Origin of the sequence: Stenotrophomonas sp. AN71 (assembly GCF_050435725.1) — a bacterium.
GTDB lineage: Bacteria > Pseudomonadota > Gammaproteobacteria > Xanthomonadales > Xanthomonadaceae > Stenotrophomonas.
Map to the genome: position 1 here is coordinate 192,111 of NZ_JBNDKU010000002.1, position 20,740 is coordinate 212,850.

The 20,740-nt window shown below is 66.5% G+C and carries 15 protein-coding genes; 4 read left to right on the forward strand and 11 right to left on the reverse strand.

Features of this window, described 5'->3' with window-relative positions:
• Positions 1 to 15: 15 nt before the first annotated feature.
• Together ABH900_RS04610 and aceK are read right to left on the reverse strand one after the other, a co-directional pair.
• A complete protein-coding gene (locus ABH900_RS04610) occupies positions 16 to 906 on the reverse strand; it encodes an energy transducer TonB (RefSeq protein ID WP_429621741.1) in 891 nt (296 codons plus the stop codon).
• Between the two features lie 66 nt (positions 907 to 972).
• Complete coding sequence (gene aceK / locus ABH900_RS04615) at positions 973 to 2,703, reverse strand: bifunctional isocitrate dehydrogenase kinase/phosphatase (RefSeq protein WP_429621742.1); 1,731 nt, start codon at positions 2,701 to 2,703, stop codon at positions 973 to 975.
• Between the two features lie 194 nt (positions 2,704 to 2,897).
• On the opposite strand from aceK, the gene ABH900_RS04620 reads away from it, so the two are divergent.
• Positions 2,898 to 3,644: a KilA-N domain-containing protein gene (locus ABH900_RS04620; protein ID WP_429621743.1), complete on the forward strand. Its 747-nt coding sequence runs from the start codon at positions 2,898 to 2,900 to the stop codon at positions 3,642 to 3,644.
• Between the two features lie 75 nt (positions 3,645 to 3,719).
• On the opposite strand, the gene ABH900_RS04625 is transcribed toward ABH900_RS04620, so the two are convergent.
• The 9 genes from ABH900_RS04625 to ABH900_RS04665 form a co-directional block, all read right to left on the reverse strand.
• The gene (locus ABH900_RS04625; protein WP_429621744.1) at positions 3,720 to 4,079 is read right to left on the reverse strand and encodes a hypothetical protein; all 360 of its coding nucleotides are present in this window, start codon (positions 4,077 to 4,079) and stop codon (positions 3,720 to 3,722) included.
• Between the two features lie 52 nt (positions 4,080 to 4,131).
• The gene (locus tag ABH900_RS04630) at positions 4,132 to 4,548 is read right to left on the reverse strand and encodes a roadblock/LC7 domain-containing protein (protein ID WP_429621745.1); all 417 of its coding nucleotides are present in this window, start codon (positions 4,546 to 4,548) and stop codon (positions 4,132 to 4,134) included.
• Positions 4,541 to 5,089 carry a GTP-binding protein gene (locus tag ABH900_RS04635; RefSeq protein WP_429621746.1) on the reverse strand — a complete coding sequence of 183 codons (549 nt, stop codon included), beginning with the start codon at positions 5,087 to 5,089 and terminating at the stop codon, positions 4,541 to 4,543. Before ABH900_RS04635 ends, ABH900_RS04630 begins: the two co-directional genes overlap by 8 nt.
• On the reverse strand, positions 5,082 to 6,047 hold the full coding sequence (locus ABH900_RS04640; protein ID WP_429621747.1) for a hypothetical protein: 966 nt from the start codon (positions 6,045 to 6,047) through the stop codon (positions 5,082 to 5,084). Before ABH900_RS04640 ends, ABH900_RS04635 begins: the two co-directional genes overlap by 8 nt.
• A 316-nt stretch (positions 6,048 to 6,363) precedes the next feature.
• Entirely contained in the window at positions 6,364 to 8,586 is a 2,223-nt protein-coding gene (locus ABH900_RS04645) for an NADP-dependent isocitrate dehydrogenase (protein WP_429621748.1), read from the reverse strand.
• 371 nt (positions 8,587 to 8,957) lie between these two features.
• The gene (locus tag ABH900_RS04650; protein WP_429621749.1) at positions 8,958 to 9,470 is read right to left on the reverse strand and encodes a hypothetical protein; all 513 of its coding nucleotides are present in this window, start codon (positions 9,468 to 9,470) and stop codon (positions 8,958 to 8,960) included.
• A 45-nt stretch (positions 9,471 to 9,515) separates the two neighbouring features.
• The gene (locus tag ABH900_RS04655; RefSeq protein WP_005419771.1) at positions 9,516 to 9,809 is read right to left on the reverse strand and encodes a LysM peptidoglycan-binding domain-containing protein; all 294 of its coding nucleotides are present in this window, start codon (positions 9,807 to 9,809) and stop codon (positions 9,516 to 9,518) included.
• Positions 9,810 to 9,980: 171 nt separating this feature from the next.
• Positions 9,981 to 10,799: an NADPH-dependent 7-cyano-7-deazaguanine reductase QueF gene (queF, locus tag ABH900_RS04660; protein ID WP_429621750.1), complete on the reverse strand. Its 819-nt coding sequence runs from the start codon at positions 10,797 to 10,799 to the stop codon at positions 9,981 to 9,983.
• A 587-nt stretch (positions 10,800 to 11,386) separates the two neighbouring features.
• On the reverse strand, positions 11,387 to 12,706 hold the full coding sequence (locus ABH900_RS04665) for a M20 family metallopeptidase (protein WP_429621751.1): 1,320 nt from the start codon (positions 12,704 to 12,706) through the stop codon (positions 11,387 to 11,389).
• Between the two features lie 187 nt (positions 12,707 to 12,893).
• Here ABH900_RS04665 and ABH900_RS04670 point away from each other — a divergent pair, with 187 nt between their 5' ends.
• From ABH900_RS04670 to ABH900_RS04680, 3 genes are all read left to right on the forward strand, one after another.
• Complete coding sequence (locus ABH900_RS04670) at positions 12,894 to 14,138, forward strand: efflux RND transporter periplasmic adaptor subunit (RefSeq protein WP_429621752.1); 1,245 nt, start codon at positions 12,894 to 12,896, stop codon at positions 14,136 to 14,138.
• Between the two features lie 74 nt (positions 14,139 to 14,212).
• The gene (locus ABH900_RS04675) at positions 14,213 to 17,446 is read left to right on the forward strand and encodes an efflux RND transporter permease subunit (protein WP_429621753.1); all 3,234 of its coding nucleotides are present in this window, start codon (positions 14,213 to 14,215) and stop codon (positions 17,444 to 17,446) included.
• Positions 17,447 to 17,477: 31 nt separating this feature from the next.
• Positions 17,478 to 20,609: an efflux RND transporter permease subunit gene (locus ABH900_RS04680; RefSeq protein WP_429621754.1), complete on the forward strand. Its 3,132-nt coding sequence runs from the start codon at positions 17,478 to 17,480 to the stop codon at positions 20,607 to 20,609.
• The last annotated feature ends 131 nt before the right edge of the window (positions 20,610 to 20,740 follow it).

Here is a 20,740-nt window from a genome sequence, read left to right on the forward strand (position 1 = left end):
CCGGCTCCGCCAGGCTCAGCGCTGCGCCAGCGGCGTCAGCAGGCGCAGGCCGCGCTGGGTGCCATCGACCATGTACACGCCCCCGGCGGGCAGCAGATCACTGCCCGCCTGCCCAGCGGCATCCGGCGTACGCCACGGTGCGGCCTGGCGCGGGCCGGGAATGAAGGCGCGCCAGCGCCCATAGCGTTCCGGCTGGCCGTTGCCATTGTTATTCAGGGCGAAGGTCACCGGCACGCGCACGGTCCAGAAGTCCCGGGTGCTGTCCTCGCCGGTGGTCGGCGGGACGAAGGTCCACTTGCGGGCTGCGTTGATGCTGGCCTTGGCAAGCAGGTCACGCATCTTGGCCATGGTCCGTTCCGGTGCGACCACCGTCATGTTCACCTGTTCGGCAATGACATCGGCCACGTTGCCGTCGCGCGCCACTTTGACCAGCAGCAGCACGTCACCCTGTCCGCCACTCCGGAAGGCATCCTCGGGGTAACGCGGTGGCGGCATGCGCTTGCGGGTGACGCTCGTGGTGGAGCTCGGGTCATAGTCGCTGAAGTCGACACTGGTCATGCTGACCTGGTAGTTGCCGTCGTCCTGCTCCCTGCCACGCAGGCGCACCCGCAAAGGCGCATGGACGGCCACCGGCTTGCCGTCGCGCAGGGTCGGCTCGAACCGCCAGCCACGGATGGCGCCTTCCACGAACGAAGCGATGCCCGGTGCGAGCATCGCCTGCTGGTCAAGGGTCAATGCACTGACCGAACCGTCGGCCGCCACGTCGATGTTGCCGGATAGGACCATGCTCATCTCGGCGGTGGCGCGTACGGCGCGCGCGTTCTGGGCCGTGGCTTCAGCCGGCAGCAGCGGAGCACCGGCGGCGAACGCCAATGCCAGGGCGAGGAACAGGGGGGAGCGCATCATTGCCGGATCCGTGGTGATGAGGTGATCCGCGAGCGTACCCCAGTCCGGACCGCACCGGCAGGCGGTTCACGCCAGGCGATGGGCTGCCGCGTAGGGCGGCGTATCCGGATACTCGCCCTGGGCGAAGCGTGCCTGCAGGCCCTGCCACCAGGTTGGATCGAACAGATGCCGGTAGTGCTCGCGCACTGCGGCCAGTTCGCCCATCGGCAACCCCATGAATGGCCCGAAGCGCTCGGGAAACACGTCACGTGGGCCGACATGGAACCAAGGCTCGTCGGCCATGGCGTCCTCCGGCGTTCGCGGCTGGGGCCAGGCGCGGAACACGCAGTCACTGACCAGACACAGCTCGTCGTAGTCATAGAACACGGCCCGGCCGTGGCGGGACACACCGAAGTTCTTCGGCAGCATGTCGCCGGGGAAGATGTTGTTGCGCGCCATGTCGGTGATCGCCTGTGCATAGTCGAGCACCGCTGCGCGCACCGCGTCGCCACCCTGCTCGCGCAGGTACAGGTTCAACGGGCGGAAGCGACGCTGCACGTAGCACAGCGCGACTTCCACCTGGTCACCATCGATGCGCACGCTCTGCGCACATTGCTGCAGCAGTTCCTGCAGCAATGCCGGCGCGAACCGGTCGCGCGGGAAGCGCAGGTGGCGATAGGGCTGTGCATCGAGCAGGCGGCCGACACGGTCGAGGTTGAATACCAGCGCGTACTTCTCTTCCACCTGTTGTCGCGACATCGCCTTGGGCCAGGCGAAGCGGTCGCGGATCAGCTTGAACACCAGTGGATAGCTGGGCAGCGTGAACACCGCCATCACCATGCCCGGCGTGCCTTCAGCGGGCACCAGGTGCTCCTGCCGATGCTCATTGAAGTGACGGAAGAAGGTGCGGTAGCGCTCGGTCTTGCCCTGCTTGGCACGGCCCAGCACGGTGTAGATCTCGTCGATCGGCTTGCCCGGCAGCAGACTGCGAAGGAACACCACCGCATCGCCCACCGTGGCCAGGTCGGCCTGGAAGTAGCTGCGTGAGACACCGAACAGATGGGCGACATCGCGGCGCCGGGTCAGCACCGCGTCCGCACGCAGACCACGCTCGTCATTGACCAGGGCGATCACGCACGGCGAGAAGCGATGCTCGCCGAACACGCGGCCGACCAGATAGGCGCGGCGTTCGCGGTAGAACACGGTATCGAGCAGCTCGATGCTGCGCACCGGCGTGTCGCCCCAGTGCGCAAGGTCATCCTGCAGGCGCACGACGATCGCCGCCGCACAACGCAGCTGGTGCGCATAGGGAATGTCGAAGCGATAGTCGGCCAGCACCCGCTGCAATGCTTCCACCGGCCGCGTCGGCGACACCGCATAGGTGTGGCGTGCGACCGGATGGGTGATCGCATCGGACGGCTCGACATCGAAGGCAATGAACTCCAGCGCCGGGTCCACGCCGCGTGTGCCGAACAGGCGCCGCGACAGGGTGTTGTAGAAGGTCTTGTACAGCTCGGCGTCGATCAGCCCCTGCAGCAGCGCGCTGTAGTGTGCGTGCACCTGCAGCCACAACGGGCGCGCGCCAATCGCATCGCCGGCGACACGGCGCAGCGCGTCCATCTGCTCGGCCACGCACAGGTCGTACAGGGCGATGCGCTCGACCGCATCGCGGCGGGCCGCCGCCCAGTCGCGCTGCTCGAAACGTTGCCGCGCACGCGCGGTGATCGCCGCAAAGCGAGCGTGGTACTGCTCGAAACCATCGCGGATGGCGGCGGCGATGTGCGGTGCCAGATCTGCGGCAAAGTCGGGCTGGGACATGCACGGCTCGGCAGGAGGACGGGCATCCACCATACGCCGCCGTGGGGTGGCTTGTGTAGCGTCGAGCGTGCTCGACGGCTTTTCGCTCTCACATCCCCGGGCCGGGGCGCGCCACGAAGATCGCAACGATTCCTACAGACCCCGAGCCACCGCGTTGCCTACCCTTCCAGGCTCACAACGGCACGAGGTGACGCATGCAGCAAATGACCCTGATCCCGCGCATGGAGGACGGCAACGTGATCCCGCAGCGCGCCCGCGACGGCTATATCAGCGCCACTGCGCTGTGCCAGTCGGTCAACAAGCGCTGGTCCGACTACCGGGCGCTGAAATCGACGGAGGAGTTCCTGCAGGAGCTCACCGCCCAGACAGGGCTGGCCGAAAATGAACTGATCCATGTGGCATCCGGCGGAAATTCCACGATGCAGGGCACCTGGATCCACCCCTACCTGGCCATCAACCTGGGCCAGTGGCTGTCGCGCAAGTTCGCGGTGAAGGTCTCGCAGTGGGTGGTGGAATGGCAGCAGGGCCGCGCCAACGCGGTGATGCCCGCGCATATCGACCGCTACATGCAGAACCGCGCCAAGGTGCCGTACACCCATTTCTCGATGCTCAACGAGCTGACGTTGAACCTGATCGCACCGCTTGAACAGGCGGGCTACACGCTGCCACAGGCGCTGGTGCCGGACATTTCCGAAGGGCGCCTGTTCTGCAAGTGGCTGAGGGACCAACGGGGTGTCGACACCGATGCACTGCCCACGTATGACCACACCTACCCGGATGGGCGCACGGTGCCGGCCAAGCTGTACCCCAACGAGTTCTACGAGGACTTCCGGCGCCACTTCAACGAAGTATGGCTGCCCGAAAAGGCGGCTGCCTACTTCGCCGCGCGCGACAGCAAGGCGCTGTCGTTCGTCTCCGCGCTGCTGCTTCCGGCGGCGTGAGCGCGGCGTCGAGCTTGCTCGACTGCTTTGGCGAAAAGCAGTCGAGCATGGCTCGACCCTACGGAAGCCGCCGGCTCAGATCGCCAGCTCCGCCTCCACGTCCTGCACCTTGCGCCGCGCCAGCGCCAGGTTGGACTTGGTCCGGTCCAGCACGATGTAGAAGAACAGGCCCTTCTTCTTCGCCACCGGGCGCATGATGTGGTACGCCTTGCCCAGCGAAATCAGGATGTCCTCGATGGTGTCGTTCAGATTCAGCGACGCGGCGGTCTTCATCTTGGCGCGGATCACTTCGGTATTGCCGGCCGCCGCCACCTCCATGTCCATGCCGGTCCCGGCTTCGCCCAGCAGCATGCCGCTTTCGTAATCGACCAGCGCCACCGCCTGCGCGCCATCGATGCCCATCAGTGCGTTCAACGAATCAGTCAATCCAGCCACGTCGCTCCCCTCTCAAAGTTGGTTCGAGCCCCTGGTTCCCCTGCGGCCGGGCTCACGATCCGCCGAGTTCGGCCAGGATCGCCTGGCCACATTCCCTGCTTTGCCACAGCACCTGGCCGATCACGCTGCGCTGGTCGCAGGCCGCCATCAGCAGCAGCGGCGCACGCCCTTCGGCCTGGACGGCCAGCATCAACACCTTGCCGCCGGCGGCCTCCAGCATCAGTGTCTGCAGATCACCCAGCAGCAGTTCGCGCCCCACCGCGGCAGCCAGTGCCAGCATCGCACTGGTCATCGCGGCCAATCGTTCGCCACGCCCGTCGGCGCCCGCGCTGACCAGGGCGAAGCCATCAACGCTGGCCAGCACGACCGTGCGCACACCTTCCACCCGCTGCCGCAGATCCTGCAGCAAGGGCTGCAGGCGCTCGCGCTGGCCGGCGTCGGGCAGTACCGCCTCCTGCCCGTCAGCCATGCGCGGCCACCAGTGCATGCGCTTCCATCTCGCCCATCAGCACATCCATCAGCAGCAGTCCCTGTTCACGGTCGCGGGCGTCCACCGCCAACAGCGGCAGCGGTTGCTCGTCGAGGCAGGCACGCGCGGCCCAGTCATCCATCGCGTCATGCGGCGCCTGGTCGAGATGGGTAACCGCCACCACCAGCGCCAATGCCGGGGCAAAGGGCCGCAGCACCTGCAGATAATCCTCCAGCTCGGTGGCCAGCGCGGCACGGCGCGCGTCCAGCAGCAGCACCGCGCCCCGTGCGCCCTGCAGCAGGATCGGCCACAGGAAGTCGAAGCGCTGCTGACCCGGCGTGCCGTAGAGGCGCAGGCGTTCACCGTTGGGCAGGTCGATATCGGCGTAGTCCAGCGCGACCGTGGTGGACGCCTTGTCGGCGCCGATGCGATCACTGTTGGCCACATCCGTATCGACCACGGCGCCGGCAGCGATGCTGCGCACCAGGGTCGACTTGCCGCTGCCCATCCCCCCCAGCACCACCACCTTGTGCTCACGCATTGCGTTCACTCCCGCGCAGGTGCCGCCACAGGCGGGCGAGCAGGCCGTTGTCGTTGCCGGTGCCACGCACGGCCATCACCGGCACTGCGGGAGCGGTCTGCAACTGCGCATAGCCACACAGGTAGGCCGCATGGATGAAATCACGCACGGCCGCGGCCGGCAGATCGAGCAACATCGCGCATTCGTCCACCGTGCAGGCCCGCTTGAGCAGCAGCGAGCACAGGCGGAAGCCATCGTGGTCATGCCCCAGCACACGGAAATCCGGCCAGCGCAGCAGCTTCACCGAGGTGCTGCGCAAGCGTTCGTCCAGCGCCTGCCAATGACGGCTGCGCTGTGCCCACTGCCACAGCAGCGGCCGCAGCGGCTGGCGCGGCCGCTCGCCCGCCAGAGCCTGCAGTCGTGCCGGTGTCAGCGCATCCAGCTGCAGGCGTTCGAAGGCATCGGCCAAGCGCTCCACCAGCGCCGCCGCCGGCTCCTGCAACAGCACCGCATGGTCATGTTCCAGATCCATCAGCAACAAGGGCTCGCCCGCATCACTGAGCAGCACCTGGCCCTGCCGCAACGGCAACCGCTCGCGCAGCAGGCGGGTGATGGCGTGAGCGCCATCGGCGAGGCGGATCGGTGCAGGCAGGTGCATGGCCAGGGGCTCCGGTGCCAACTGCATGCCACGCAGCGCGCGACCGATGGCGCCATCGTCAAGCACGTCCTGGTGACCATCGCCGTCGCGCAGCTGGCCACCCGGGTCTTCGATCCAGCAGTGCAGGCGCGGACGTTGCTGGCGCATGCGTTGGGCCGCATTGCGCAGGGCCGGGGTATCTCGGATCACCAGCAGATCGCAGTCGTCCAGATCCTGGCTGCGGCGGATCTGGCCGTCCGGCAGGGCCGATGCCAGGCGCAGCCGTTGCAGCAGGGCCTGTTCACCCTGGATGTCGGTTCCCACTACCAGCACGCGTGCCATCCGTGTTCCCCGTGCGACCACCTCCCCGGTGGTCTCGCGTCGCCAAGGCTAGGGCATCGTTTGCGACGGCCGTCGTGATCGATTGCTCAGATCTGGAGTGACCGCGAACGCACCCTTTTCCGTTCTGCGACAGCCATCGTGGGCAAGTTTCATGCCCTCTTGACGGCGTTACGACAGTCGATGGATTTCACGGTTCCAGCCCCAGGTCGGATGGGGTCAGATCCCTTTCGCCGTGCGAAGGGGATCCAACCCTGGAGCCAAAAAAGAAACCCGCGCCGAAGCGCGGGTTCCGAAGTCACAACCGAACGGCAATGGATCAGCCGCGCAGCTGCTCCAGCGCGGCATTGAAGGTCGCGCTCGGGCGCATCGCCTTGCTGGCCTTGGCCACGTCCGGACGGTAGTAGCCGCCGATGTCCACGGCCTTGCCCTGCACCGCAATCAGCTCGTCGACGATCTTCTGCTCGTTGTCCGACAGCGTCTTGGCCAGCGGAGCGAAGCGTGCCTGCAGTGCGGCGTCTTCGCTTTGCGCGGCAAGCGCCTGCGCCCAGTACAGCGCGATGTAGAAGTGGCTGCCACGGTTGTCGATGCCACCGAGCTTGCGCGACGGCGACTTGTCGTTGTCCAGGAACTGGCCGTTGGCTTCATCCAGCGCCTTGGCCAGCACGCGGGCAGCGGCGTTGTCGTAGCGGTTGCCGAGGTGTTCCAGCGACGCGGCCAGGGCCAGGAATTCGCCCAGCGAATCCCAGCGCAGGTAGTCTTCTTCGACGAACTGCTGCACGTGCTTCGGGGCAGAACCGCCGGCGCCGGTCTCGAACAGGCCACCACCGGCCATCAGCGGCACGATCGACAGCATCTTGGCGCTGGTGCCCAGCTCCATGATCGGGAACAGGTCGGTGAGGTAGTCACGCAGCACGTTGCCGGTCACCGAAATGGTGTCCTCACCCTTGCGGATGCGGGCCAGCGAGAACGCGGTCGCTTCCACCGGCGGCAGGATACGGATGTCCAGGCCCGTGGTGTCGTGGTTCTTCAGGTAGGTTTCGACCTTGGCGATGACCTGCGCGTCGTGGGCACGGGCGGCGTCCAGCCAGAACACGGCCGGGGTGCTGCTCAGGCGGGCGCGTTCGACGGCCAGCTTGACCCAGTCCTGGATCGGCGCGTCCTTGGTCTGGCACATGCGCCAGATGTCGCCCGCTTCCACGGCATGCTCGAACACCACGTTGCCGGCATCGTCGGTGACCTTGACCACGCCATCGGCAGCGATCTGGAAGGTCTTGTCGTGCGAGCCGTACTCTTCAGCCTTCTGTGCCATCAGGCCGACGTTGGGCACCGAGCCCATGGTGGCCGGATTGAACGCACCGTGCGTCTTGCAGTCGTCGATGACGGCCTGGTACACGCCGGCGTAGCAGCGGTCCGGAATGACCGCCTTGGTGTCCTGCAGCTTGCCTTCGGCATTCCACATCTTGCCGGAGTCGCGGATCATCGCCGGCATCGAAGCGTCGACGATCACGTCACTGGGCACGTGCAGGTTGGTGATGCCCTTGTCGGAGTTGACCATGGCCAGGCCCGGACGCTGCGCGTACTCGGCCTTCAGGTCGGCCTCGATGGCAGCACGGGTGGCTTCCGGCAGCGCCGGCAGTCGCGCGACCAGATCACCGATACCGTTGTTGGCATCGAAACCGGCCTGCTTGAGCGCATCGGCGTGCTTGGCCAGCACGTCCTTGTAGAACTCGTTGACGACCACGCCGAACATGATCGGGTCGGAGACCTTCATCATGGTCGCCTTCAGGTGCAGCGAGAACAGCACGCCCTGGCTCTTGGCGTCAGCGATCTGCGCATCGATGAAGGTGGCCAGCGCCTTGCGGCTCATCACCGCAGCGTCGACGATCTCACCGGCCTTGACCGCGGTCTTTTCCTTCAGCACGACAGCGCTGCCGTCCTTGCCGTGCAGGGTGATCTTCAGCGAACCGGCGTTGGCCAGGGTGGCCGACTTTTCGCTGCCATAGAAATCACCGGCGTCCATGTGCGAAACGTGCGACTTCGAATCCGACGCCCAGGCACCCATGCGATGCGGGTGCTTGCGTGCATAGTTCTTCACCGACAACGGTGCACGGCGGTCGGAATTGCCTTCGCGCAGCACCGGGTTCACCGCACTGCCCTTGACCTTGTCATAGCGCGCCTTGTAGTCGCGCTGCTGGTCGTCAGCCGGGGCTTCCGGGTAATCCGGCAGCGGATAACCCTGGTCCTGCAGTTCCTTGATGGCCGCCTTCAGCTGCGGCACCGAGGCGGAGATGTTTGGCAGCTTGATGATGTTGGCGTCGGGCGTGGTCGCCAGCTGGCCCAGCTCGGCCAGGTCATCGCTGACCTTCTGCGCATCGCTCAGCAGTTCCGGGAACAGCGACAGGATGCGGCCGGACAGGGAAATGTCACGGGTTTCCACCGCGATACCGGCGGTGGAGGTGTAGGCGTCGACGATCGGCAGCAGTGACTGGGTGGCCAGGAACGGTGCTTCGTCGGTCAGCGTGTAGAGGATCTTGGACATGGGGGACTTGGACTCTGTAGCAGTGCTCAGGGGAAGGCCGGCGCCAGCGCCGGGCCACGTGCAACCGTGTCGCTTTCCCCCGTCGCCGTCAGGGTGGGCGCGCGGCGGGGAAACCCCTGTATTGTCGCGTTTTCAGCCGCGCGGGGCAAAGCCGCGCCATACGCGCCGGTACTGCACCCTGGCAACGCTGTGATCCATCCACGCATGGCGTGGATCTACAAAAATGCGGCCGTGCGTGGATCGTGCAGGTATCCGCCAGTAGATCCACGCCACGCGTGGATGAAGCCATCCCCCAACAGTCACCAACAAAAAAGGACGCAGCCTCGCGGCTGCGTCCATCGTGAGCCCTGCCGGGAGAGAGTCGGCAGGACTTACTTGACCTCGAACTCCTGCGGCGTTCCGGCCGCCTTGCCATCGACCATGACCTCGGCGCGATACTTGCCCGCCGGCCAGCCCTTTGCATTCTTGAACGTGACGTTGGTGGTTTCCGCGCCGCTGGTGTTCAGGGTCGCGTTCTGCTCGCCGGCTACCTGACCATCCTGGAAGGTCAGCTTGGCGCCGACACTGACGTTGTTGGCCGCACCGTCGGTCTTCACCGAGACGATGACGTCATCCTTCGGGGCGAACAGCGCCGACGGTGCAACCGACTTGTCGGCGGCCGCCGTCTTGCCCACGGTAACGGTCGAGACGCTGACCGCAGCGGCCGCTGCCATCGGCGGCGGTGCACCCGTCATCGGCGCCGGCGCTGCCGGTTCGGCCGGGGCGGTCGCCGCCGGTGCTGCGGTGCTGTCGGTGGACTCTTCCTTCTTCTTGCAACCGACCAGGGCAACGCTGCCCAGCAGGGCGGCGATGAGGGCGGTCTGGAGCGGGGTGGTCTTGATCATTCGGGGTTCCTCCCAGGGATTGTCGGACGGCGTTCGATCGCCGGCTTACTTCGGCGGCAGCTTCAGGGTCTGGCCCGGGAAGATCTTGTCCGGGTCGTCGAGCACATCGCGGTTGGCTTCGAAGATCTTCTTCCAGGCATTGGCATCGCCCAGATGCTGCTTGGCGATCTTCGACAGCGAATCACCCTTCTGCACGGTGTAGGTGCCGCCGCTCACAACGTCGGCGGTGCTGTCCACCGAAGCGCTGACGCCGGAGAAGTCCGCCTTGGGCACCTGCTCGGCGGTACTGTCGACGCTGCCACTGACGCCGGAGAAATCGGCCTTCTTCTCGGTACTCATCCACAACTCCCGTCTGCATGACTACGTGGCTCGCACGGTGCCATGGCGGTTGTTAAATGGGGATGGTGCAGATGTGAAGCCGCCCCGGGGGGCGGCTGAACAATCGGGGCGGGAAGTGTCCGCTGCGCTCGCCGGGCGTGGCCCGGCGCTACCCGTAACCGCCTGCGACGGCTACTGGCGCAGTTCGCGGTAGGTCGCGGCCGGGGCAGCAATGCCGGGGCTTGCCCGCCAGGGATTGATGTCCAGGCCGCCGCGGCGGGTATAGCGGGCTTCCACCTCCAGCCACTGCGGCTGGCAGCGCGCAGACACCTCGCTGAAGATCCGCTCAACGCATTGTTCGTGGAACTCGGCGTGCTCACGGTAACTCACCAGATAACGCAGCAGGCCAGCGCGGTCGATCTTCGGCCCCCGGTAGCGCAGGCTGACCGTGGCCCAATCCGGCTGGCCGGTAACCGGGCAGTTCGACTTCAGCAATGCCGAGACCAGCGTTTCCTCCACCACCTCGCCGGCATTGGCGGCAAGGAAGTCGGCCTGCGGCGGCCCATAGCAGTCGATCTCCAGCTCCAGCCCGTCGATGGATTCACCCAGTGGCGTCTCGCGCAGGCCCGGCAGGCCGAACGCGACCTGGACCGGCGCACCAGCGCAGGTCGACAGGTCGGCGATGAGGCGCTCGCGCAGGGCTTCGGCGCTGTCGACGCGGGTGCTGTTGAGGGAGTTCAGGTACAGCTTGAACGACTTCGATTCGATCAGCCGCGGCGAGGTGCACGGCACCTGCACAGTGGCGACGGCGACCTGTGGCTTGCCACGCGGGTCGAGCCAGCTGAGTTCGAAGGCATGCCAGCGATCGTGGCCGACGAACGGCAGCGCGGCGTCATCGAGTCCAATTTCTGCGCGGGCGCCGCTGCGCGGGATGGGAAACAGCAGGCCGGGATCGTACTGCGACGGGTAACTGACCTCGCGACCGAGGCTGGAATCCTGTGGGGTGTTCATGGTGGTCATTGTATCGCGCGGAGGGCAGGCCTTCGGCCGGGTCGGCCAACGGCGGAGCCCCTCCGTGGTGGGTGGATGTCGGATGCCGGGGGTTGGCCGGGAGGGTGGGTTGGCTGGGGGACGCCGTGAATCCGTCCATGGAGGCTCGGTCGCCGCATCCATGCGGCTCACGCCCCCAGCCAACCCACGCTCCCGGCCACGGACAGTTTCCCGCGCCACCACGGGAAAGATCAGGAGAATCAGAATCAAAAGCCCATGCTTCAGACGTTCATGACGTCCGCCGTGTCGACCAAGGTCGACACCCACCAGAGCAAAAATGGGGTCAGAGCCCGTTGCGAAGCAACGGGATCCGACCCCGTGCCGTTCCGACAGTTGCGGGAATCTGTCGGGGGCGGGGTGGTGTGGGCTTGCAGGACCGCAGGCGCCATGGATGGCGCCTACGAGCCCCCATGGACGGGTTTACGGCGTGTCCTGCAAGCCCACACCGCCCCGCCCAACCCACAGAAAACCAGCGCCGCTTTTGACGTTGACGTTGACGTTGCCTTTGATTGCAGCGGGTGCAGGGCTGCAAGCCCTGCCGGCAACCCTCACCCAGCCGGAGTGCCGACACCGTGCAGGTAATCCAGGCTCACCTGCAGCAGCGCGCGCAACCCCACATCCAGCGCCTTCTCATCCAGCAGGAACTTCGGCGAATGGTTGGCCGGCGCCGTCGCCGGGTCGATACCCACACTGGTGGAGCCGACGAAGAAGAACATGCCCGGTACTTCCTTCGCGTAGAGCGAGAAATCCTCCGCCCCCATCTGCAGCGGCGGCTCGTACACATTGTCCTTGCCGACCACCGCCTGCAGGCTCGGCAGCATCTTCGCGGTCAGTGCCGGGTCGTTCACCGTGGCCGGGTTGCCTTCCGATTCGTAGATGTCGGTCACCGCCTTGGCACCATGGGCGGCCGCGGTGTGCTCGGCCACGTTGCGCAGGTCGGCGAAGATCTGTTGGCGCATGCCTTCGTCAAAGGTGCGGATGGTGCCGACCATTTCCACTTCATCGGGAATGATGTTGTAGCGGATACCGCCATTGATCGCGCCGAAGGTCAGCACCGCCGGTTGCCTGGAGAGATTGACGCGACGGCTGACGATGGTCTGCGCGGTGCCCACCAGATCGGCGGTGGCGACGATCGGATCAACACCGTTCCACGGTGCCGAGCCGTGCGTCTGGCGACCGATCACCTTGATCCCGAAACGATCCGACGCCGCCATCAACGGCCCACCGCGCACGGCGATCTGCCCGGCCTGCACACTGGAGAACACATGCAGGCCGAACACCGCCTCCGGCTTGAAGTCGGCGAACAGCCCTTCCTTCAGCATCAGTGCGGCACCGCCCTCTTCCGGCGGCGGCGCGCCTTCCTCGGCCGGCTGGAAAATCAGCATCACCTGGCCCGGCAGGTCCTTCTTCATCGACACCAGAGCCTCGGCCACGCCCAGCAGGGTGGCCGTGTGCGCGTCATGGCCGCAGGCATGCATCACGCCCACGGTCTGGCCGCGGTACTGGTCGGTGGCCTTGGAAGCGAATGCCAGCCCGGTCTGCTCGGTCACCGGCAGCGCATCCATGTCGGCGCGCAGGGCGATCTTCGGGCCTGGCTTGCCACCTTCGATGATCGCCACCACGCCATGGTGGGCGATGCCGGTCTTCGGCTTCAGCCCCATCGCCCGCAGCCGCTTGGCCACCTCGGCCGAGGTGCGCACTTCGCGGTTGGACAGCTCCGGGTGCTGGTGGAAATCGCGCCGCCATTCGACCACCTTGGACTGCAGCCGCTGTGCAGCGGCGGTCACTTCCGGGCGTTCCCCTTCCTGGGCGTGGGCAAGGGCCGGCAGGGCCAGCAGCAGGGCGGACAGCAGCAACGAACGGCGCATCGCAATCTCCACGGCAAGGGGGTTCCAGCTGAATGTAGGGCAACACCGGCGCTACGGGAACCTCCGGCGCCGGATCCGGTCTTAGCGCCCGTCCCATCCGTCATGCAGGAAACGTGATGTGGCACAGGTATGCTTTGCGCATTGCCGCCGGCGCCCCGCCCGGTCCAGTCCTCTCGGAGTCCTCGTAATGTCACGTGTTTGGAAGATCGTGCTGCTGGTCGTGGCAGTGCTGGTGCTGGCCGTGGTCGGCCTGCGCGTCGTGGGCGGGAGCAAGGACAAGGCTGGGAAACCAGCGGCGGGCGCCCGCCAGGGCGGCGAAGATCCGGATGCCGGCCCGGTGCCGGTGACCGTGGTCGACGCCACCCGCCAGGACGTGCCGGTCTACGCCAGCGCACTGGGCACGGTGACCGCGATGAACACCGTCACGGTCAGCCCGCAGGTCGGCGGCCAACTGATGAGCCTCAATTTCCGCGAAGGCCAGGAAGTGAAGCAGGGCGACGTGCTGGCGGTGATCGACCCGCGCACCGCCCAGGCCAGCTATGACCAGGCCGCTGCCGCCAAGCGCCAGAACGAAGCGCTGCTGGCGACCGCACGCTCCAATTTCCAGCGCTCGAACGCACCGGAGTATCGCCAGTACGTCGCCAAGACCGATCTGGATACACAGCGAAATCAAGTGGCACAGTACGAAAGCGCGGTAGCCGCCAACGACGCCAGCATGCGCTCGGCGCAGGTGCAGCTGCAGTACACCAAGGTCACCGCGCCGATCTCCGGCATCGCCGGCATCCGCGCAGTCGACGCCGGCAACGTGGTCAACGCAGGTACCGCACTGGTCACGCTGACCCAGATCCACCCGATCCACGTGCTGTTCAACCTGCCCGAGCGCCAGCTCGGCGACGTGCGCCAGGCGCAGGCGGCCGGCACGGTACCGGTGGCGGCACTGGACCGCGCCGATTCGCACGTGCTGTCCGGCGACGGCAAGCTGGACGTGGTCGACAACCTGATCAGTGCCGACAGCGGCACGTTCAAGGCGCGCGCCCTGTTCGACAACGCCGACAACGGCCTGTGGCCAGGCCAGTTCGTCAACGTGCGCATGCAGCTGCGCACCATTGCCGGCGGCGTGGTCATCCCCACCCAGGCGGTGCTGCGTGGCCCAGACGGCGAGTACGTCTATGTCGTGCAGGGCGACAACACGGTGAAGATGCAGACCGTGCGCAGCGGCGTGGAAGTGGGCGACAGCCAGGTGCAGATCGCCGAAGGCCTGAAGGGCGGCGAGCGGGTGGTCAGTGAAGGCCAGTTCCGCCTGAAGCCGGGCAGCAAGGTCACCGGGCTCAAGCCGGGCGAGACCCCGGCCGCACCGACCGAGGCCGAGCTGAAAGCGGCCGAGCAGAAGAACGCGGGCGGCGGTGGCCGTCGCGGTGGTGGCCCGCGCTGAGCGCAGGCCACTGATCTCCTTCGCGCCGGCGGACCCGCCGGCGCCGACATTGAAGTGCCAGCAAGGATCAGTCCGTGGGCTTTTCGACGATCTTCATCCGCCGCCCGATCGCCACCTCGCTGTTGATGGCGGGCCTGTTGCTGCTGGGCATTCTCGGTTACCGCAAGCTGCCGGTGTCGGCGCTGCCGGAAATCGATGCCCCCAGCCTGGTGGTCACCACCCAGTACCCCGGCGCCAATGCCACCACCATGGCCTCGCTGGTCACCACGCCGCTGGAGCGCCAGTTCGGGCAGATCTCCGGGCTGGCGCTGATGACCTCCGACTCGTCGGCCGGCTTGTCGACGATCATCCTGCAGTTCTCGATGGATCGCGACATCGACATCGCCGCGCAGGATGTGCAGGCGGCGATACGCCAGGCCACCCTGCCCTCTTCGCTGCCCTACCAGCCGGTCTACAACCGGGTGAACCCGGCCGACGCGGCCATCGTCACCCTGAAGCTGACCTCTGACACGCGCCCGCTGCGCGACGTCAACAACTACGCCGACTCGATCCTGGCCCAGCGCCTGTCGCAGGTGCAGGGTGTGGGTCTGGTGTCGATTGCCGGCAACGTGCGCCCTGCGGTGCGCATCCAGGTCAACCCGGCGCAGCTGTCGAACATGGGCCTGACCCTGGAACAGCTGCGCAGCGCGCTGACCCAGGCCAACGTCAACGCACCCAAGGGTTCGTTGAACGGCAAGACGCAGTCCTACAGCATCGGTACCAACGACCAGCTGGCCAGCGCCGCCGAGTACCGCGACACCATCATCAGCTACAAGAACGGCCGCCCGGTGAGGCTGTCGGACGTAGCCGAAGTGCTCGATGGCGTGGAGAACGACCAGCTGGCCGCATGGGCCGATGGCAAGCCGGCGGTACTGCTGGAAGTGCGACGCCAGCCTGGCGCCAACATCGTGCAGACCGTCGAGCGCATCCGCGCGATCCTGCCGCAGCTGCAGGGCGTGCTGCCGGCCGACGTGCACCTGGAGATCTTCAACGACCGTACCGAGACCATCCGCGCCTCGGTGCATGAAGTGCAGTTCACCCTGATCCTGACCATCGGCCTGGTGGTCGCGGTGATCTTCGTGTTCCTGCGCCGCCTGTGGGCCACGATCATTCCTTCGGTGGCGGTGCCACTGTCACTGGCCGGCACCTTCGCAGTGATGGCCTTTGCCGGCATGTCGCTGGACAACCTTTCGCTGATGGCGCTGGTGGTGGCCACCGGCTTCGTGGTCGACGATGCGATCGTGATGATCGAGAACATCGTCCGCTACATCGAGCAGGGCAAGAGCGGCAAGGAGGCGGCCGAGATCGGCGCGCGCCAGATCGGCTTCACCGTGTTGTCGCTGACCGTTTCGCTGGTGGCGGTGTTCCTGCCGCTGCTGCTGATGCCCGGCGTCACCGGCCGACTGTTCCACGAGTTCGCCTGGGTACTGAGCATCGCCGTGGTGCTGTCGATGCTGATTTCGTTGACGCTTACGCCAATGATGTGCGCCTACCTGCTCAAGCCCGACGCCCTGCCCGAGGGCGAGGACGCGCATGAGCGGGCAGCAGCGGCCGGCAAGCAGAATCTGTGGACGCGCACCGTGGGCCTGTACGAGCAGAGCCTGGACTGGGTGCTGGACCATCAGCGCCTGACCCTGGCGGTGGCCGGCGGTGCACTGGTGCTGACCGTGCTGCTGTACGTGCTGATTCCCAAGGGCCTGCTGCCCGAGCAGGACACCGGCCTGATCACCGGCGTGGTGCAGGCCGACCAGAACATCGCCTTCCCGCAGATGGAGCAGCGCACCAAGCAGGTGGCCGAAGCACTGCGCCACGATCCGGATGTGACCGGCGTGTCGGCCTTCATCGGTGCCGGAAGCATGAACCCCACGCTCAACCAGGGCCAGCTGTCGATCGTGCTGAAGGAACGCAGCCAGCGCGACGGCCTGGACGAGATCCTGCCGCGCCTGCAGAAGGCGGTGGCCGGCATTCCGGGCGTGGCGCTGTACCTGAAGCCGGTGCAGGACGTGACCCTGGATACCCGCGTGGCCGCCACCGAGTACCAGTACTCGCTGTCGGACGTGGACAGCGCTGAAGTGGCCAAGCAGGCCACGCGCCTGACCGAAGCGCTGCGCCAGCGACCGGAACTGGCCGACGTCGACAACAACCTGTCCAACCAGGGTCGTGCGCTTGAACTGAACATCGACCGCGACAAGGCCAGCGTGCTGGGTGTGCCGATGCAGACCATCGATGACACGCTCTACGATGCGTTCGGCCAACGTCAGATCTCCACCATCTTCACCGAGCTCAACCAGTACCGGGTTGTGCTGGAAGTAGCGCCGGAATTCCGCACCAGCAAGGCCCTGATGGAGCAGTTGGCCGTGGCCTCCAACGGTGCCGGCGCGCTGACCGGCACCAATGCCACCAGCTTCGGCCAGGTGACCTCGTCCAATTCCTCCACCGCCACCGGCATCGGTGCGCAGAACACCGGCATCACCGTCGGTGCCGGCAGCATCATCCCGTTGTCGGCACTGGCCGAAGGCAAGGTCAGCAGCGCGCCGTTGGTGGTCAGCCATCAGCAGCAGCTGCCGGCGGTGACCGTCTCGTTCAACGTGGCACCGGGCTATTCGCTGTCCGAAGCGGTACGCGCTATCCAGGAGACCAAGGACAGCCTGGACATGCCGACCCACCTGCATGCCGAATTCATCGGCAAGGCCGCCGAGTTCACCGGCAGCCAGACCGACGTGGTGTGGCTGCTGCTGGCCTCGCTGGTGGTGATCTACATCGTGCTGGGCGTGCTGTATGAGAGCTACATCCACCCGATCACGATCATTTCCACGCTGCCGCCGGCCGGCGTCGGTGCGCTGCTGGCGCTGATGCTATGCGGGCTGAGCCTGTCGGTGGACGGCATCGTCGGCATCGTGCTGCTGATCGGCATCGTCAAGAAGAACGGCATCATGATGGTGGACTTCGCGATCGAAGCGCGCCGTGCCGGCGCCAACGCGCACGAAGCGATCCGCCGCGCCTGCCTGCTGCGCTTCCGCCCGATCATGATGACCACCGCCGCCGCCATGCTCGGCGCGCTGCCGCTGGCGCTGGGTACCGGCATCGGCTCGGAACTGCGTCGCCCGCTGGGCATCGCCATCGTCGGCGGCCTGCTGCTGTCGCAGCTGGTCACGCTGTACACCACGCCGGTGATCTACCTGTACATGGAACGCTTCTCCGAGTGGCTGGCGCGCCGCCGCGAACAGCGTGCGCTGCGCAACGGTTCGCTGCAGGAGCCGCAGGCATGATCCACGCCCCGCTGCTGCGGGGGGCCGCACGATGAACCTGTCCGGCCCCTTCATCCGCCGCCCGATCGGCACCGCCCTGCTGGCCATCGGCCTGTTCATGGTCGGCCTGATCTGCTATCTGCGCCTGGGCGTGTCGGCGTTGCCGAACATCGAGATCCCGGTGATCTTCGTGCACGCCAGCCAGTCCGGCGCCGACGCGGCGACCATGGCCTCCACGGTCACCGCGCCACTGGAGCGCCACCTCGGCCAGCTGCCGGGCATCGACCGCATGCGCTCGTCGAGCTCGGAGGGCAGCTCGCTGGTGTTCATGATCTTCCAGAGCGGCCACAACATCGATTCGGCGGCGCTGGATGTTCAGACTGCGATCAATTCGGCACAGGCCGACCTGCCTTCGGGCATGGGCTCGCCGATGTACCAGAAGGCGAACCCGAACGATGACCCGGTCATCGCCATCGCACTGACCTCGCAGACGCAGTCGGCCGACGAGCTGTACAACGTCGCCGATTCGCTGCTGGCCCAGCGTATCCGCCAGATCAGCGGCGTTGCGTCGGTCGACATCGCCGGCGCCTCGACGCCGGCGGTGCGCGTGGACGTCAACCTGCGCCTGATGAACGCGCTCGGGCTGACCGCCGACGATCTGCGCAACGCCGTGCGCGCGGCCAACGTGACCTCGCCGACCGGCTTCCTCAGCGATGGCAACACCACCACCGCGATCATCGCCAACGATTCAGTGGCGCGCGCGGCCGACTTCGCCGACCTGGTGGTCAAGACCCAGGGCGATGGCCGGGTGATCCGCCTGAAGGACATCGCCAACGTCTACGACGGCCAGCAGGACGCTTACCAGGCGGCGTGGTTCGACCACAAACCGGCGGTGGTGATGTACGTGTTCACCCGTGCCGGCGCCAACATCGTGGAAACCGTGGACCGGGTCAAGGCACAGATTCCGACCCTGCGCGACTACCTGCAGCCGGGCACCACGCTGACCCCGTACTTCGACCGTACACCGACCATCCGTTCCTCGCTGCATGAAGTGCAGATCACCCTGCTGATCAGCCTGGCGATGGTGGTGCTGACCATGGCGCTGTTCCTGCGCCGGCTGGCGCCCACGCTGATCGCCGCAGTAACCGTGCCGCTGTCGCTGGCCGGCGCTGCGCTGGTGATGTACGTGATGGGCTTCACCCTGAACAACCTGAGCCTGCTGGCGCTGGTGATCGCGATTGGTTTTGTGGTCGACGATGCGATCGTGGTGATCGAGAACATCATGCGCCACCTCGACGAAGGCATGCCACGCATGCAGGCGGCACTGACCGGCGCACGCGAGATCGGCTTCACCATCGTCTCGATCACCGCCTCGCTGGTGGCGGTGTTCATTCCACTGCTGTTCGCCAGCGGCATGATGGGCGCATTCTTCCGCGAGTTCACGGTCACCCTGGTGGCTGCCATCGTGGTGTCGATGATCGTCTCGCTGACGCTGACGCCAGCGCTGTGCAGCCGCTTCCTCAGTGCACACGACCATGCCGCGCCGCCGTCACGCTTCGGCCGCTGGCTCGATGCCGGCCACGAGCGCATGCTGCGCATCTACACCGTGTGCCTGGACTTCTCGCTGCGCCATGCGCTGCTGATGTCGTTGACCCCGCTGATCCTGATCGGCGCCACCGTCTTCCTGTTCGGAGCAGTGAAGAAGGGCGCGTTCCCGCCGCAGGATACCGGCCTGATCTGGGGCCGCGCCAACTCCAGCGCGACGGTCTCCTTCGAGGACATGGTGGCCCGCCAGCGCCGCATCACCGACATGCTGATGGCCGACCCGGCGGTGAAGACCGTGGGTGTGCGCCTGGGCAGCGGCCGCCAGGGGTCCAGCGCGCAGTTCAACATCGAGCTGAAGTCACGCAGCGACGGCCGCCGCGAAACCACCGCCCATGCACTGGCGCGGTTGAGCGCCAAAGCCGACCGCTACCCCGACCTGCAGCTGCGCCTGCGCGCGATCCAGGACCTTCCCAGCAACGATGGTGGCGGTTCCAGCCAGGGTGCGCAGTACCGCATTTCGTTGCAGGGCAACGACCTTGCCGCGCTGCAGGAATGGCTGCCGAAGCTGCAGGCGGAACTGAAGAAGAATCCGAAACTGCGCGACGTCGGTACCGACGTGGACAACGCCGGCCTGCGCCAGAACATCCAGATCGACCGTGCCAAGGCCGCGCGCCTGGGCATCACGGTCGGCGCCATCGATGGCGCGCTGTACGGGGCGTTCGGCCAGCGCCAGATCTCGACGATCTACTCGGACATCAACCAGTACAGCGTGGTGGTCAACGCCCTGCCCTCGCAGACCGCGACCCCGGCGGCGCTGGACGAGGTGTACGTGCGGGCACGCAACGGCGACATGGTGCCGATCACTGCGGTGGCGACGCAGGTTCCGGGCCTGGCACCGTCGCAGATCACCCACGAGAACCAGTACACGACGATGGACCTGAGCTACAACCTGGCGCCGGACGTGAGCATGGGCGAAGCCAAGGCGATCATCGATGCGACCGTCGCCGGCATGCGTATGCCGGGTGACATCCGCTTGGCCGACGACGCAGGCTTCGGGTTCAACTCCGACCCCAGCGACATGCTGATCCTGGTGCTGGCGGCGATCCTGACCGTGTACCTCGTACTGGGCATGCTCTACGAGAGCCTGATCCATCCCGTCACCATCCTGTCCACGCTGCCAGCAGCGGGCGTGGGTGCGTTGCTGGCACTGTTCGGCACCAATACCGAGCTGTCGGTGATCTCGATGATCGCGCTGGTGCTGCTGATCGGCATCGTCAAGAAGAACGCGATCATGATGATCGACTTCGCACTGGTGGCGCAGCGCGAGCACGGGCTGGCGCCACGTGAGGCCGCGCGTGAGGCCAGCATCGTGCGCTTCCGCCCGATCATGATGACCACCATGGTGGCGATCCTGGCCGCGGTGCCGCTGGCGATCGGCCTCGGCGAAGGCTCCGAACTGCGCCGTCCGCTGGGCATAGCCATGATCGGCGGCCTGCTGTTCTCGCAGAGCCTGACCCTGCTCAGCACGCCGGCGCTATACGTGATCTTCTCCTGCCTGGCCGAACGCTGGCGGGCACGCCGAGCACGCAGGCGCGAAGCCAAGCTGCTCAAGCGGGCGCAGCGGGCGCAGCGGGCGTAGGACCACCCATCCACGCATGGCGTGGATCTACTGAATCGGTAGCGCCGGGCCATGCCCGGTGGCCGCGATCTGTGGGTGCGGACCGTTGGTCCGCACACCGCAGCACTCCGAACACCCCATTTCACGCGCAC